Source organism: Streptomyces sp. NPDC002513 (genome assembly GCF_053595355.1).
The window spans coordinates 1-14,339 of the sequence record NZ_JBSFXK010000036.1 but is presented as its reverse complement, the minus strand read 5'-3'; the positions used below and the strand labels follow the sequence as shown (position 1 = coordinate 14,339).

The following is a 14,339-nucleotide window of genomic DNA, read 5'->3' as shown; positions in this document are numbered from 1 at the left end:
ATCGGTATGGACGCTGACGCCATCGAGGAGGGCCGCCGACGCTGGCAGGCCCGCTATGACGCCTCACGCACCCGCGAGGCCGACTTCACCACGCTCTCCGGCGACCCCGTGGAGCCGGTGTACGGGCCGCGGCCTCACGACACGTACGAGGGCTTCGAGCGGATCGGCTGGCCCGGCGAGTACCCCTTCACTCGCGGTCTGTACCCGAGCGGTTACCGCGGGCGGACCTGGACCATCCGGCAGTTCGCCGGGTTCGGCAACGCCGAGCAGACGAACGCGCGCTACAAGATGATCCTGGACGCCGGCGGCGGAGGCCTGAGCGTCGCCTTCGACATGCCCACCCTGATGGGCCACGACTCCGACGATCCGCGCTCTCTCGGCGAGGTCGGGCACTGCGGGGTCGCGATCGACTCGGCCGCGGACATGGAGGTCCTGTTCAAGGACATCCCGCTGGGGGACGTCACGACCTCGATGACGATCAGCGGTCCGGCCGTCCCCGTCTTCTGCATGTACCTGGTGGCCGCCGAGCGGCAGGGCATCGACCCGGCCGTGCTGAACGGCACGCTCCAGACCGACATCTTCAAGGAGTACATCGCCCAGAAGGAGTGGCTCTTCCAGCCCGAGCCGCACCTGCGCCTGATCGGCGACCTGATGGAGCACTGCGCGGCCGGCATCCCCGCCTACAAGCCGCTGTCCGTCTCCGGCTACCACATCCGCGAGGCCGGCGCGACGGCCGCGCAGGAGCTGGCGTACACGCTGGCGGACGGGTTCGGCTATGTGGAGCTGGGCCTCAGCCGCGGCCTCGACGTCGAGGTGTTCGCCCCCGGTCTGTCCTTCTTCTTCGACGCGCACGTCGACTTCTTCGAGGAGATCGCCAAGTTCCGGGCGGCGCGCCGTATCTGGGCGCGCTGGATGCGGGACGTGTACGGGGCGAAGACCGCCAAGGCGCAGTGGCTGCGCTTCCACACCCAGACGGCCGGGGTCTCGCTGACCGCGCAGCAGCCCTACAACAACGTCGTCCGTACGGCGGTGGAGGCGCTGGCGGCGGTGCTGGGCGGGACCAACTCGCTGCACACCAACGCGCTGGACGAGACGCTGGCGCTGCCGAGCGAGCAGGCCGCGGAGATCGCGCTGCGGACCCAGCAGGTGCTCATGGAGGAGACCGGCGTCGCCAACGTCGCCGATCCGCTGGGCGGTTCCTGGTACGTCGAGCAGCTGACGGACCGGATCGAGGCGGACGCGGAGAAGATCTTCGACCAGATCAAGGAGCGGGGGCTGCGGGCCCACCCCGACGGGCGGCACCCCATCGGGCCGATGACCTCCGGGATCCTGCGGGGCATCGAGGACGGCTGGTTCACGGGCGAGATCGCCGAGTCCGCGTTCCGCTACCAGCGGTCGCTGGAGAAGGGCGACAAGAAGGTGGTGGGCGTCAACGTCCACACCGGGTCGGTCACCGGGGACCTGGAGATCCTGCGGGTCAGCCACGAGGTGGAGCGCGAGCAGGTGCGGGTGGTGCGGGAGCGGAAGGCCGGGCGGGACGACGCGGCGGTGCGCGCGGCGCTCGACGCGATGCTCACGGCCGCACGCGACGGCTCCAACATGATCGGGCCGATGCTGGACGCCGTCCGCGCGGAGGCCACGCTCGGCGAGATCTGCGGGACGCTGCGGGACGAGTGGGGCGGCTACACCGAGCCCGCGAACTTCTGACGGGCGGACGCGAAGGGCCGGCGGGAACCCGTTTCCCCCGGCCCTTTCGCGGTGCGCCGGTACGGCGAGGGCCCGACGTCCTGCCGTACGGCGTCAGGTCCCGGTCGCCGCGAGCCCGCCGAACAGCACCGCGGCGAAGCGCCGGGCCCAGTCCTCGTCTACGGGCTCGGCGCTGACCAGGGTGCGGTGGACCACCGCGCCCGCGACCATGTCGAAGATCAGGTCCGCCGTACGCGAGGCGGCCCCGGAGTCCGTCTCGGGGGGCAGCTCGCCGCGGGAGGCCGCGCGGGCCCGGCCCTGGAGGACCAGGCGCTTCTGGCGGTCGACGATCGAGGTGCGGATGCGTTCGCGCAGCGCCTCGTCCCGCGTCGACTCCGCCACGACCGCCATCAGGCCGCTCTTCGCCTCGGGGCGGTTCAGGATCGCCGCGAACTGCAGCACCACACCCTCGATGTCCGCGGCGAGGCTCCCCCGGTCGGGCAGCTCCAGCTCGTCGAAGAGGGCCGCCACCGCGTCCACCACCAGCTCGTTCTTCCCCGCCCAGCGGCGGTAGAGAGTGGTCTTCGCCACTCCCGCACGGGTCGCCACGTCCACCAGCGTGAGCTTCGACCAGCCCAGCTCGACGAGCGCCTCCCGGGTCGCCGCCAGGATCGCGGCGTCCGCGGCGGCGCTGCGGGGGCGCCCCGTACGGGCGGGGGGCGTGCTGCGCTGCATGTCGGAGACCCTATCCGGCGCGGTGATTCGGCCATATACGTGCGTTGTGTGAAGTGGTGGGGGAGATCACTCGCGTACGGGTCACGGCGACCCCCGGGGGCAGTTACGCTACGACTCGTAGCGAAAGCGCGTCCACGCAGCGCGCGGACGAGCGACGACCACGGGCGCCGGGTGGGGACCCGGCGCCGACCATCTGGCGGGCACGGCTTTCACGCCGCTTTTCACAGCGGCGTTTCGGAGGGGGGAGGATGTACTCATGCAGCCACGGAACATGTCCATGAGCGGAGTCGTCGACCTCGCCGCGGTGAAAGCCGCCCAGGAGGCCAAGGCGAAGGCGGAGCAGGCGCGCGCCGAAGCGGCCCGGCAGGGCGGGGGAGGGGCGGTCTCCCCGGCCGACCTCGTCATCGACGTCGACGAGGCGGGGTTCGAGCTCGACGTCCTGCAGCGCTCCACCGAGGTGCCGGTCGTCATCGACTTCTGGGCCGAGTGGTGCCAGCCGTGCAAGCAGCTGAGCCCGGTCCTGGAGCAACTGGCCCTCGAGTACAACGGCCGCTTCGTGCTCGCCAAGATCGACGTCGATGCCAACCAGATGCTGATGCAGCAGTTCGGCATCCAGGGGATCCCCGCCGTCTTCGCCGTCGTCGCCGGCCAGGCGCTCCCCCTCTTCCAGGGAGCCGTCCCCGAACAGCAGATCCGCGCGACCCTCGATCAGCTCGTCCAGGTCGCCGAGGAGCGCTTCGGGCTGACCGGTCTGGTGGTCGACCCGGACGCAGAGCCGGGCGGGGCGCCGGCGGACGCCGAGGTTTCGGCGGGCCCCTACGACGCGCTGCTCGAAGCGGCGGTGCAGGCCCTGGACGCGGGCGATCTGGGCGGCGCGATCCAGGCGTACAAGAACGTGCTGAGCGACGACCCGGGCAACACGGAGGCCGAACTGGGCCTCGCCCAGGCCGAGTTGCTCCAGCGCGTGCGCGACCTGGACCCGCAGCGGGTGCGCGAGGAGGCCGCGGAGAAGCCCGATGACGTACCGGCGCAGATCGCCGCGGCGGACCTGGACCTGGTGGGCGGACACGTTCAGGACGCGCTCGGGCGGCTCGTCGAGACCGTGCGGCGTACGGCGGGGGAGGACCGGGAGGCCGCGCGGCTGCGGCTGCTGGAACTCTTCGAGGTGGTCGGGGGCGAGGACCCGCGTGTGACGGCGGCGCGCCGGGCGCTCGCCAGGGCTCTGTTCTGACCAGTCGTTAAACACCCGGGCTTGTGATGCCCGGGTGAAAGTTTGCCGACAGAGGCAGGGAGCGGCCGCGCTTTACCAAATCTTGGTAATCGCGGCCGCTGTTACTTGGAGTAAGTCGGACCCCGCGGTCTGTCGGGTTCTGTCCGCGCTTCAACCGTTTCGTCATCTCCTTCTGGGCCACGAAGAGTTGCCGAACGAGACCGGGGGGTCGTTGTTCGGTTATCCGGCCGTTACTAGTGAGTAACGAACCCCCTTGCGGGGGCGGCGAGAATGCACCACGATCGGCGACGCTCGGTCCATCGCCGTACCCGACAGCCAGCCGGGGCAACGGGTTTCCATGGGTCCCCACCGGGCAGGAGCCGACGGCAGTGGCGTCGGCTCCTGGACAGGGGGGTCTCCGCTCCGGCGGAGCCTGTCCGGCAGGTTGTGCGTGATGCGTGTCAGGCGCGACCAGTGGTTGTCGCTCGGGGGTGATCGCCGGTGATTCGGGCGCGGTTCGGTTCGCGTCGCTGAGCGCGGGCGCTCTCCTTCCCGAGGACGTAGCACTTCTCCCATCCCTGCCCGGCTGAGCCGCCGAACGGTAGCGAGCTGGGGTCAGGAGATGTACGTCCGAGAAGGAGGAAATATGGAGTCCCAGGTGCGTGGCGGGACCAAATGGAAGCGGTTCGCTGTGGTCATGGTGCCCAGCGTGGCCGCGACGGCAGCGATAGGCGTGGCCCTGGCGCAGGGCGCTCTGGCCGCTTCGTTCAGCGTGTCGGGCCAGCAGTTCAAGGTGACCGCCACCCAGCTCGAGGGCTGGGGCTTCGAGCAGTACGGGGCGGTTGACAACGGCTACACGCTCGACGGCAAGCAGACGGCCCACCCCGTCGCGGTATCGGCGTTCAAGAAGGCCGAGATCACGGACCTGTGCCAGTCCGTGGTCACCCCGATCCCGGTGCTCGGCGACTTCACGCTGACGCTGACGGCCGGTGGGGCGGGTCACCCCAAGGTCGAGGCCCAGAACATCTACATCGATGTCAACGACCTCAAGGCCGACGCGAAGTTCGACAACATCGACATCGGCGTGGCCGCCGGCCAGACCGGCGCCGACAAGGGTGGCAAGGGCCCTGGCATGAAGGGGGGCGGTGAGCAGGCCAACCCGTACGGATTCGCCCAGCAGGCGAGTCACGCGGTGCTGAGCGGTGTGGAGCAGCACGCCTGGGCGACCACCGCCGGCACCTTCACGCTGAGCGGGCTCAACATGAGCCTGTCGAAGGGCGACAACGAGTGCCAGCTCAAGCACTGAGCGCTCGGTGACGGGCGGGGGAGCCGACGGCGCCCCCGCCCGTTCCACCTTCAACCGCTCCTTCACACACCCCCCACACCCCTCGCATCACCACCCACAGCAACGCTGCACCAGGGAGCTGTTTTCCATGAGCGCCGAGACTTCTGCCGTACCCGGCCAGTTCACCCGCCGGAGGCTGCAGTTCCGCGCCTGGCGGGGCACGAGGCCGTTCTGGGCCGGACTGTACGTCCTGCTCGGTGGCTTCCCGATCATCTACTTCCCGTACGCGCACCTGCAGCTCGGTCACCTGACGCTGGCCATGGCCACCACCGCGGGTGCTGGTTCCTTGATCATCGGTGTGCTGCTGATCGTCCTCGGCTTCAGCCTCTGGTTCCAGAAGCACATCCGCACGTTCGCGGGTGTCGCGGCGATTCTGCTGGCCCTGGTGTCCCTCCCGGTGTCCAACTTCGGCGGCTTCGTCGTGGGCTTCCTGCTCTCCCTGGTCGGCGGCGTGATGGCCGTGTCCTGGGCGCCGGGCACGCCGCCCGAGAAGCAGTCGGGCCAGGCGGAGGCGGCAGGCGACGGCGGTGCCCGCGAGGCGACCCCGGTTGGGGTGAACGAGCCGCAGGACCTGACCAAGACGACCCCGGTCAACGGGACGAACGGGAGGCACAGTGCCGGCTGACGAGGTGACCCACGGGACGGACGTGGACGCGTCCCGTGCGAGAACCGGGCCGCGTCACGCGGCCCCGAGGAAGCCGCTGTTCACCCGGTTCCACGTGCCGGCCGGCAAGGCGATAGCCCTGGCGGCGATGCCGACGGCGGTCCTCATGGGGATGGGGCTGACGCCGACCCTCGCCCGCGCGGACGACCACGCGTCGTCGAAGACCATGACGGCCGACGAGTACCAGAAGTGTGTCGAGGTCCTGGACAAGTCCAAGGGCTCCACGGACGCGTCGGCCACGCCGTCGCCGTCCGCCTCGGCGAGCGCGTCGCCGTCCGCCGGTACGGCGGAGCCGACCCCCTCGGCGTCCTCGGACAAGGCACCGGACAAGACGTCGGACACGACGTCGGGCAGGTCCTCTTCGTCGGATTCAGGTGCCGACGACAAGGCCGTGCCCGCGCCGTCCGCGTCCTCCGCGAGCGGGTCGGGTACGCCGTCGGGCGGCGGCTCCACGCCCAGCCCGTCGGCCTCCGCGAGCCACGGCGGCGTGCTGGACGACATAGGCAACGCGCTCAAGGACGTCCTCACGCCCGGCGGCACCGCGTCGGGGAACGGGACCGCGAGCGCCACACCGTCGCCGTCCGCCTCGGCGTCCGCGACCCCGGACGGCAAGGCCGCCACGGACAGCGGCGGCACGTCCGCGTCGTCCTCCGTCACCAAGACCGTCCAGAAGGTCACCGGTACGGTCGAGGGCACCGTGAAGGACACCACGGACACGGCGACGAAAACGGCCGCCGAGGCCACCAAGGCGGCGGACGGCACCGTGAACGCGGCGGCGTCCGCGACCCCGGGCCCGTCCGCGAGTTCCAGTCCCCCCGCGGACTGCGTCGCGGCCACCGACGACGAGGGCGGCGTCGAGAAGATCCTGGCGCTGCCCGACGCGCCCTGGCACCTTCAGGCCAGCTCGCTGACGCTCAAGGGCGCCGACTACCAGGGCGTCGTCAAGGTGCGCACGGCGAACGGGACCGTCAAGAAGGTCCTGAAGTACGTGATCTCGGACGGCACCGACATCGGCGACCTGCACCAGCTCGTCGACGGGCAGAACGGCGAGACGTACCACGTCCAGGCCGCCAAGGGCTCCGTGTCCACCATCACCGACGGCACGACGGTGATGTACACGGAGAGCATCTCCGGCAACCTGCTGGGTCTGATCCCGGTCACGTTCAGCCCGGACAACCCGCCGCCGCTGAACATCCCGTGGATCTACTTCACCAAGGTGAATGTCACCCAGGCCGGCCAGTTCGGCGGGACGCTGACCATCCCCGGCATGCACCAGTACATCACCGGCGCGAACTGAGCGCCCCTCAGGACCCGTTCGGGAGCCGCACAGGATGAGGGCGCCCCCTGCCACAGGGGGCGCCCTCATCGCCGTACGGCCGTCGTCGAGGCGTCAGACGCGGCGGCCCTCGCCCAGGTGGTGGACGCGGACCATGTTCGTGGTGCCGGGGACGCCGGGCGGGGAGCCGGCGGTGATGACCACGATGTCGCCGTCGTTGAACCGCTTCAGCCGCACCAGGTGCTGGTCGACCAGGTCGACCATCTCGTCGGTGCTGTTCACGAACGGCACGACGTGCGACTCCACGCCCCAGCTCAGCGTGAGCTGGTTGCGGGTGGACTCGTCCGTGGTGAACGCCAGGATCGGCTGGCAGGCCCGGTAGCGGGACAGCCGACGGGCGGTGTCACCGGACTTGGTGAAGGCCACCAGGCCCTTGCCGCCCAGGAAGTCCGCGATCTCGGCCGCCGCGCGGGCCATCGAACCGCCCTGCGTCCGCGGCTTCTTGCCCGGGACCAGCGGCTGGAGGCCCTTGGAGAGCAGCTCCTCCTCGGCGGCCTGGACGATCTTCGACATCGTCTTGACCGTCTCGACCGGGTACGCCCCGACGCTCGACTCGGCCGACAGCATGACCGCGTCGGTGCCGTCCAGGATGGCGTTGGCGACGTCGGAGGCCTCGGCGCGGGTCGGCCGGGAGTTGGTGATCATCGACTCCATCATCTGGGTCGCCACGATCACCGGCTTGGCGTTGCGGCGGCACAGCTCGATGAGCCGCTTCTGCACCATCGGGACCTTCTCGAGGGGGTATTCGACGGCCAGGTCGCCGCGGGCGACCATCACGCCGTCGAACGCCATCACGACGGCCTCCATGTTCGCCACCGCCTGCGGCTTCTCCACCTTGGCGATGACCGGGACGCGGCGCCCCTCCTCGTCCATGACGCGATGGACGTCCTTGACGTCGTCGGCGTCCCGCACGAAGGACAGCGCGACCATGTCGCAGCCCATGCGCAGCGCGAACCGCAGGTCCTCGATGTCCTTCTCGGACAGCGCCGGGACGTTCACCGCCGCGCCGGGCAGGTTGATGCCCTTGTGGTCGGAGACGACGCCGCCCTCGATGACGATCGTCTTGACCCGGGGGCCCTCGACGTCCACGACCCTCAGCTCGACGTTGCCGTCGTTGATCAGGATCTGGTCGCCCTTGGAGACATCGCCCGGCAGGCCCTTGTAGGTGGTGCCGGAGACCGACTTGTCGCCCGGCACGTCCTCCGTGGTGATGGTGAACTCGTCACCGCGCACCAGCTCGACGGGACCCTCCGCGAAGGTCGCCAGCCGGATCTTCGGACCCTGGAGGTCGGCGAGGACGCCGATGGCCTTGGCGGTCTCGGCGGACGCGGCACGGACGCGGTCGTACCGCCCCTGGTGCTCGGCGTGGGTGCCATGGCTGAAGTTGAAGCGGGCGACATCCATGCCGGCTTCGATCAGCGCGATGAGCATCTCGTGGGAGTCGACCGCGGGGCCGAGAGTACAGACGATTTTCGAACGGCGCATGGGGCGATCCTATCGGTTTGTTTCGCTGCGGAATATTCCGGCGGGTGGAAATGCAAACGGGCGGACCGGCGCTCAGGCGTGACCGCTCGAATTGTTCACTTGTCCCTTTTCGACCAGCGCGTACGTCTGCCTGGCGATCTCCAGTTCCTCGTCCGTCGGCACCACGGCGACCGCCACCCGCGCGGACGCGGGAGAGATCAGCCGCGGCGCGTCACCGCGTACGGCGTTCAGGCCGTCGTCCACCGCGAGGCCCAGTCCCTGAAGGCCCGCCACGGCGGCCTCGCGCACCGTGGCCGCGTTCTCGCCCACGCCCGCCGTGAAGGCGACCGCGTCCACCCGGCCGAGTACCGCGTAGTACGCGCCGATGTACTTCTTCAGCCGATGGATGTAGATGTCGAAGGCGAGCCGTGCCTCCTTGTCGCCCTCGTCGATCCGGCGCTGTATCTCCCGCATGTCGTTGTCGCCGCAGAGGCCGAACAGACCGCTCCTTTTGTTGAGGAGAGTGTCGATCTCGTCCATGGACATTCCGCCAACCCGCTCCAAATGGAAGATGACGGCGGGATCCAGGTCCCCGGAACGCGTCCCCATCACCAGTCCCTCCAGCGGGGTGAACCCCATGGAGGTGTCCACGCACCGGCCGCCCCGGACCGCCGAGGCGGACGCCCCGTTGCCCAGGTGCAGCACGATGACGTTGACCTCCTCCGGCTCCTTGCCCAGCAGCTTCGCGGTCGCCCGGGACACAAACGCGTGCGAGGTCCCGTGGAACCCGTAGCGCCGCACCCGGTGCCGGTCGGCGATCTTCGTGTCGATGGCGTAGCGCGCCGCCGACTCCGGCATCGTCGTGTGGAACGCGGTGTCGAAGACCGCGACCTGCGGCAGGTCCGGCCGCAGCGCCATGGCGGTGCGGATACCGGTGAGGTTGGCCGGGTTGTGCAGCGGCGCGACCGGGATCAGCCGCTCGATCTCGGTGAGCACGGCCTCGTCGATGACGGTGGGCTCGGTGAAGAACATGCCGCCGTGCACCACCCGGTGGCCGATGGCGGCCAGCTCGGGCGAGTCGAGGCCCAGCCCGTCCCTGGCCAGTTCCTCGGCGACGGCTTTCAGCGCGGCCTGGTGGTCGGCGATCGGCCCGTTGTGCTCGCGGGTGTCGCCCGCGGCGAGCGCCGTGTGCCTCAGTCGGGACGTCTGCTCGCCGATGCGCTCGACGAGACCCGCGGCCAGCCGGCTGCCCTCACGCATGTCCAGCAGCTGGTACTTCACCGACGACGAGCCGGAGTTGAGGACGAGGACGCGGGACGGGCTCACTGGGCGGTCGCCTTCTCGTGGGGGGTCTGGGCCTGGATCGCGGTGATGGCGACCGTGTTGACGATGTCCTGGACGAGGGCGCCCCGGGACAGGTCGTTGACGGGCTTGCGCAGGCCCTGCAGGACCGGGCCGACGGCGATCGCGCCGGCCGAGCGCTGCACGGCCTTGTAGGTGTTGTTGCCGGTGTTGAGGTCCGGGAAGATCAGCACGGACGCCTGCCCGGCGACCTCGGAGTCCGGCAGCTTGGTCGCCGCGACGGTGGGCTCGACCGCGGCGTCGTACTGGATCGGACCCTCGACCGGCAGATCGCCGCGGCGCAGCCGCACCAGCTCGGTGGCCTCGTGCACCTTGTCGACGTCGACGCCCGAGCCGGAGGTGCCGGTGGAGTACGACAGCATCGCGATCCGCGGCTCCACGCCGAACTGCTCGGCGGTGGCGGCCGACTGGATGGCGATGTCGGCGAGCTGCTCGGTGTCCGGGTCGGGGTTGACCGCGCAGTCGCCGTAGACGAGCACCTTGTCGGCGAGGCACATGAAGAACACCGAACTGACGATCTTCGCGTCGGGCTTGGTCTTGATGATCTCGAAGGCGGGCCGGATGGTGGCGGCCGTGGAGTGCACGGACCCGGAGACCATGCCGTCGGCGAGGCCCTCCTGGACCATGAGCGTGCCGAAGTAGTTCACATCGGCGACCACGTCGTACGCCAGCTCCATGGTGATGCCCTTGTGGGCGCGCAGCCGGGCGTACTTCTCGGCGAAGGTGTCGCGCAGCTCCGAGACGGCCGGGTCGATCAGCTGCGAGTCGCCGAGGTCGATGCCGAGGTCGGCGGCCTTCTTGCGGATCAGGTCGACGGGCCCGAGCAGCGTCAGGTCGCACACGCCGCGGCGCAGCAGCACCTCGGCGGCGTGCAGCACGCGCTCCTCGGTGCCCTCCGGGAGCACCACCCTGCGCTTGTCGGCGCGGGCCTGTTCGAGCAGCTTGTGCTCGAACATCATCGGCGTGACCCGGTCGCTGCTCGGGGCGGACACCCGCTTGACGAGGTCGGTGGTGTCGGCGTACCGCTCGAACAGACCGAGCGCCCGCTCCGCCTTGCGCGGGGTGGCCGCGTTCAGCTTCCCCTCCAGGGAGAAGAGCCGGGCGGCGGTGGGGAAGCTGTTGCCGGACACGGCCAGCACGGGGGTGCCCGGGGCGAGGCGGGCGGCGAGGGTGAGGATCTCCTCGCGGGGCACCTCGTTCAGGGTGAGCAGCACCCCCGCGATCGGCGGGGTGCCGGCGCTGTGGGCGGCGAGCGAGCCGATGACGAGGTCGGCGCGGTCTCCCGGGGTCACCACCAGACATCCCGGGGTCAGGGCGCCCAGGAGGTTCGGCAGCATGGCGCCGCCGAAGACGAAGTCGAGCGCGTCCCGGGCCAGCCCCGCGTCGTCGCCGAGGAGGACCCTGGCGTCGAGGGCGTGGGCGATCTGGGCGACCGTCGGGGCCGAGAGGGCGGGATCGTCGGGAAGGACGTAACAGGGCACGGGCAGCCGGGAGTCCAGCCGCTCGGCTATCTCGTCCCGGTCCTCGCGGGCGACCCGGTTGACGACCATGGCGAGGACGTCGCAGCCCAGCCCGTCGTACGCGCGGTAGGCGTTCCGCGTCTCGGCCCGCACGGACTCGGTGCTCTGGTCGCGCCCGCCGACGACGGGTATCACCGACGCCCCGAACTCGTTGGCGAGCCGGGCGTTGAGCGACAGCTCGTCCGGGAGCTGGGTGCCGGCGAAGTCGGAGCCGAGGACGAGGACGACGTCGTACGCGTCGGCCACCGCGTGGAACCGGTCCACGAGCGCCGACACCAGCTCGTCCGTCCCCCGCTCCGCCTGGAGCGCGGACGCCTCCCGGTAGTTCATGCCGTACACGGTCGCCGGGTCCTGGGACAGCCGGTACCGGGCGCGCAGCAGCTCGAAGAGGCGGTCGGGTCCGTCGTGGACGAGCGGGCGGAACACGCCCACCCGGTCGACCTGCCGGGTCAGGAGCTCCATCACTCCCAGCTCGACGACCTGACGGCCGTCGCCGCGGTCGATCCCGGTCACGTACACGCTGGGCGTCACGCGTGCTCTCCGTTTCGTCTCTCGGGTGAGGTCCCTGACCGTTCCTGGGTGGATTTGTCGGGTCCTGTGGCGCGCGAAATTCCTCCGCGAGGGTGAGCAGAACCCTCTTGACAATACCCTTGGGCCTGGTTAAGGCGCCCGTCAGGTCGCGGGGATCGGACGGCGGCCGGGACCGGCCGGACGGGCACGGCACCGGCCGGGGGAGCGTGAAAGAATCGGATTGGCTCACCGGTATCGAAGCGAGCAGGAGACACAGCACGATGCGCATCGGAGTCCTCACCGCGGGCGGCGACTGTCCGGGCCTGAACGCAGTGATCCGGTCGGTCGTCCACCGGGCGGTGGCACAGTACGACGACGAGGTCATCGGCTTCGAGGACGGCTACCGAGGCCTGCTGGAGGGGCACTACCGCGCCCTCGACCTGGACGCCGTCAGCGGCATCCTGGCCCGCGGCGGCACCATTCTCGGCTCTTCCCGCCTGGAGCGCGACCGGCTGCGCGAGGCCTGCGAGAACGCCTCGGACATGATCCGCGACTTCGGGATCGACGCCCTGATCCCGATCGGCGGCGAGGGCACGCTCACCGCGGCGCGCATGCTCTCGGACGCGGGTCTGCCGGTGGTCGGCGTGCCCAAGACGATCGACAACGACATCTCGTCCACCGACCGCACCTTCGGCTTCGACACCGCGGTGACCGTGGCCACCGAGGCCATGGACCGTCTGAAGACGACGGCCGAGTCCCACCAGCGCGTGATGGTCGTGGAGGTCATGGGCCGCCACGCCGGGTGGATCGCGCTGGAGTCCGGCATGTCGGCCGGCGCCCACGGCATCTGTCTGCCCGAGCGCCCCTTCGACCCCGCCGACCTGGTCAAGATGGTCGAGGAGCGCTTCGCCCGCGGCAAGAAGTTCGCGGTGATCTGCGTCGCCGAGGGCGCGCACCCCGCCGAGGGCACCATGGACTACGGCAAGGGCGAGATCGACCAGTACGGCCACGAGCGCTTCCTGGGCATCGGCACGGCACTGGCGTACGAGCTGGAGCGGCGGCTCGGCAAGGAGGCCAAGCCGGTCATCCTCGGCCACGTCCAGCGCGGCGGCACACCGACCGCCTACGACCGCGTGCTCGCGACCCGCTTCGGCTGGCACGCGGTGGAGGCGGCCCACCGCGGCGAGTTCGGCATGATGACGGCGCTGCGCGGCACGGACGTGGTGATGGTGCCGCTGGCGCAGGCGGTGACCGAGCTGAAGACGGTACCCAGGGACCGGATGGACGAGACGGAGTCCGTGTTCTAGTGACCTGAGTCAGAGATTCCCTGGTAGTTCTCTCTGCGCGGCGTGATCTTCCTTTGGTGATCCTCGATCTTGCGAAGAACTTCTGACTCAGGTTATTCGGGTCGCGCCCGCAGCAGGCGGTCCGGGAACAGAATTGACTGGTCCGCCGGTCCCGGCGGCCGTAGCATCCGTGCATGATCGAGGACGTGGCAGAGGCTGTGACTGGGCGCGTTGCCGGGGAGGAATCGGAGGGGGACGCGGGATCGCCCCGGGAGATCTGCTGGCGGGGTAGAGGCGTCGCCCTCGCGCCGCTCGACGTCGACGACGCGGAGTTGGTCCACGCCTGGCGCGCCGACCCCGTGGCCGCCCACGAGGTCGGCATGTGGCCGCGTTCCCTCTCTGCTGTGCGCGAGCGCATCGAGCGTGACCGAGATGAGCACGACCGAGATGACTTCCTCGTCCTGCTCCCCGACGGCACGCCGATCGGCCACATCGCCCTGACAGACCAGGACATGGTCGACGGCACAGCCGAGATCATGCTGATGCTGGACCCCGACCACCGGGGCCAGGGCTATGGCGCGGATGCCGTGGACGCGCTGGTCGACCTCGCCTTCGGCGAACTGCCCATGCACCGCGTCCAGGCTGTCACCCACACCACCAACACCGCGGCCCTCGGCGTCCTGGCCAGGGCTGGCTTCGTCCAGGAGGGGGTGCGCCGCTCCGCTTGCCTGCATCGGGGCCGCCGGTACGACGTCGCGGTGCTGGCCCTGCTCCGGGACGAGTGGCAGGCACTCACTCGACCTCGTTCCTGGGACGTGCCGGTCGCCGGCCGGTGACCTGAGTCAGGGATTCCTCAGATGGGCGTGGGTCGCCCGGTGAGCACCCGGGACAGGGCCTGCGTGCTCACCGCGTTCGGGGTCAGGTGCGTCGTGCCGCTCGGCGGCTGGTCCGAGACCACCACGAAGTGGACGTGCGGGACCGGTCCGGCGGCAAGGCCGCGCTCGGCGGGGACTGCCTGGCCGATGTCGGGATGCTGCGAGCGGAGCCGGGCGTGTTCGGGCCGGTGAAGAGCCGAGGGGTGAGGACTGCACTCTTTCTAGTGACATATGAGCGATCGTTAGCATTCATGAGTGAGTGCCTCGTACCGTCGTGGTTGTGAATCTGACTGAGTGGGCGAGGGCTCAGGGTGTGCACCCGCAGACGGCGCGGCGGTGGTTCCAT

General features: G+C 70.2%; 12 protein-coding genes. 7 read left to right on the top strand and 5 right to left on the bottom strand.

Features of this window, described 5'->3' with window-relative positions:
• Nucleotides 1-6 precede the first annotated feature (6 nt).
• Nucleotides 7-1,707: an acyl-CoA mutase large subunit family protein gene (locus tag ACWD5Q_RS22540; RefSeq protein ID WP_451428825.1), complete on the top strand. Its 1,701-nt coding sequence runs from the start codon at nucleotides 7-9 to the stop codon at nucleotides 1,705-1,707.
• A gap of 93 nt (nucleotides 1,708-1,800) precedes the next feature.
• Here the strand turns inward: ACWD5Q_RS22540 and ACWD5Q_RS22535 are convergent, their stop codons facing one another.
• Nucleotides 1,801-2,421 (bottom strand): TetR/AcrR family transcriptional regulator, encoded by a 621-nt coding sequence (locus ACWD5Q_RS22535; protein ID WP_451428824.1) that lies wholly within the window; start codon nucleotides 2,419-2,421, stop codon nucleotides 1,801-1,803.
• Between the two features lie 256 nt (nucleotides 2,422-2,677).
• Here ACWD5Q_RS22535 and ACWD5Q_RS22530 point away from each other — a divergent pair, with 256 nt between their 5' ends.
• The 3 genes from ACWD5Q_RS22530 to ACWD5Q_RS22520 all read left to right on the top strand — a co-directional run bounded on the left by ACWD5Q_RS22530 (nucleotide 2,678) and on the right by ACWD5Q_RS22520 (nucleotide 5,601).
• Entirely contained in the window at nucleotides 2,678-3,652 is a 975-nt protein-coding gene (locus ACWD5Q_RS22530) for a tetratricopeptide repeat protein (protein WP_451428823.1), read from the top strand.
• A 625-nt stretch (nucleotides 3,653-4,277) separates the two neighbouring features.
• Entirely contained in the window at nucleotides 4,278-4,937 is a 660-nt protein-coding gene (locus tag ACWD5Q_RS22525) for a DUF6230 family protein (RefSeq protein WP_451428822.1), read from the top strand.
• Between the two features lie 127 nt (nucleotides 4,938-5,064).
• Nucleotides 5,065-5,601 (top strand): DUF6114 domain-containing protein, encoded by a 537-nt coding sequence (locus ACWD5Q_RS22520; protein ID WP_451428821.1) that lies wholly within the window; start codon nucleotides 5,065-5,067, stop codon nucleotides 5,599-5,601.
• A 54-nt stretch (nucleotides 5,602-5,655) separates the two neighbouring features.
• On the opposite strand, the gene ACWD5Q_RS22515 is transcribed toward ACWD5Q_RS22520, so the two are convergent.
• Complete coding sequence (locus ACWD5Q_RS22515) at nucleotides 5,656-6,141, bottom strand: hypothetical protein (RefSeq protein ID WP_451428820.1); 486 nt, start codon at nucleotides 6,139-6,141, stop codon at nucleotides 5,656-5,658.
• Here ACWD5Q_RS22515 and ACWD5Q_RS22510 point away from each other — a divergent pair.
• Nucleotides 6,128-6,937, top strand: coding sequence for a hypothetical protein (locus ACWD5Q_RS22510; protein WP_451428819.1), 810 nt, complete (start codon nucleotides 6,128-6,130; stop codon nucleotides 6,935-6,937). The two genes, ACWD5Q_RS22515 and ACWD5Q_RS22510, sit on opposite strands and share 14 nt — an antisense overlap.
• Before the next feature lie 93 nt (nucleotides 6,938-7,030).
• Here the strand turns inward: ACWD5Q_RS22510 and pyk are convergent, their stop codons facing one another.
• The 3 genes from pyk to pta form a co-directional block, all read right to left on the bottom strand.
• Nucleotides 7,031-8,461 (bottom strand): pyruvate kinase, encoded by a 1,431-nt coding sequence (gene pyk, locus ACWD5Q_RS22505; protein WP_451428818.1) that lies wholly within the window; start codon nucleotides 8,459-8,461, stop codon nucleotides 7,031-7,033.
• Between the two features lie 72 nt (nucleotides 8,462-8,533).
• A complete protein-coding gene (locus tag ACWD5Q_RS22500) occupies nucleotides 8,534-9,766 on the bottom strand; it encodes an acetate kinase (protein ID WP_451428817.1) in 1,233 nt (410 codons plus the stop codon).
• The gene (gene pta / locus ACWD5Q_RS22495) at nucleotides 9,763-11,853 is read right to left on the bottom strand and encodes a phosphate acetyltransferase (RefSeq protein WP_451428816.1); all 2,091 of its coding nucleotides are present in this window, start codon (nucleotides 11,851-11,853) and stop codon (nucleotides 9,763-9,765) included. Before pta ends, ACWD5Q_RS22500 begins: the two co-directional genes overlap by 4 nt.
• Before the next feature lie 260 nt (nucleotides 11,854-12,113).
• Here pta and ACWD5Q_RS22490 point away from each other — a divergent pair, with 260 nt between their 5' ends.
• Complete coding sequence (locus ACWD5Q_RS22490) at nucleotides 12,114-13,139, top strand: ATP-dependent 6-phosphofructokinase (RefSeq protein ID WP_451428815.1); 1,026 nt, start codon at nucleotides 12,114-12,116, stop codon at nucleotides 13,137-13,139.
• A 173-nt stretch (nucleotides 13,140-13,312) separates the two neighbouring features.
• Nucleotides 13,313-13,954: a GNAT family N-acetyltransferase gene (locus ACWD5Q_RS22485; RefSeq protein WP_451428814.1), complete on the top strand. Its 642-nt coding sequence runs from the start codon at nucleotides 13,313-13,315 to the stop codon at nucleotides 13,952-13,954.
• Nucleotides 13,955-14,339 lie beyond the last annotated feature (385 nt).

Bases quoted from the DNA above. Each gene is read 5' to 3' on its own strand.
- ACWD5Q_RS22540 (WP_451428825.1), top strand. From the start codon at position 7: ATGGACGCTGACGCCATCGAGGAGGGCCGCCGACGCTGGCAGGCCCGC.
- ACWD5Q_RS22535 (WP_451428824.1), bottom strand. From the start codon at position 2,421: ATGCAGCGCAGCACGCCCCCCGCCCGTACGGGGCGCCCCCGCAGCGCC.
- ACWD5Q_RS22530 (WP_451428823.1), top strand. From the start codon at position 2,678: ATGCAGCCACGGAACATGTCCATGAGCGGAGTCGTCGACCTCGCCGCG.
- ACWD5Q_RS22525 (WP_451428822.1), top strand. From the start codon at position 4,278: ATGGAGTCCCAGGTGCGTGGCGGGACCAAATGGAAGCGGTTCGCTGTG.
- ACWD5Q_RS22520 (WP_451428821.1), top strand. From the start codon at position 5,065: ATGAGCGCCGAGACTTCTGCCGTACCCGGCCAGTTCACCCGCCGGAGG.
- ACWD5Q_RS22515 (WP_451428820.1), bottom strand. From the start codon at position 6,141: ATGTCGTCCAGCACGCCGCCGTGGCTCGCGGAGGCCGACGGGCTGGGC.
- pyk (WP_451428818.1), bottom strand. From the start codon at position 8,461: ATGCGCCGTTCGAAAATCGTCTGTACTCTCGGCCCCGCGGTCGACTCC.
- ACWD5Q_RS22490 (WP_451428815.1), top strand. From the start codon at position 12,114: ATGCGCATCGGAGTCCTCACCGCGGGCGGCGACTGTCCGGGCCTGAAC.
- ACWD5Q_RS22485 (WP_451428814.1), top strand. From the start codon at position 13,313: ATGATCGAGGACGTGGCAGAGGCTGTGACTGGGCGCGTTGCCGGGGAG.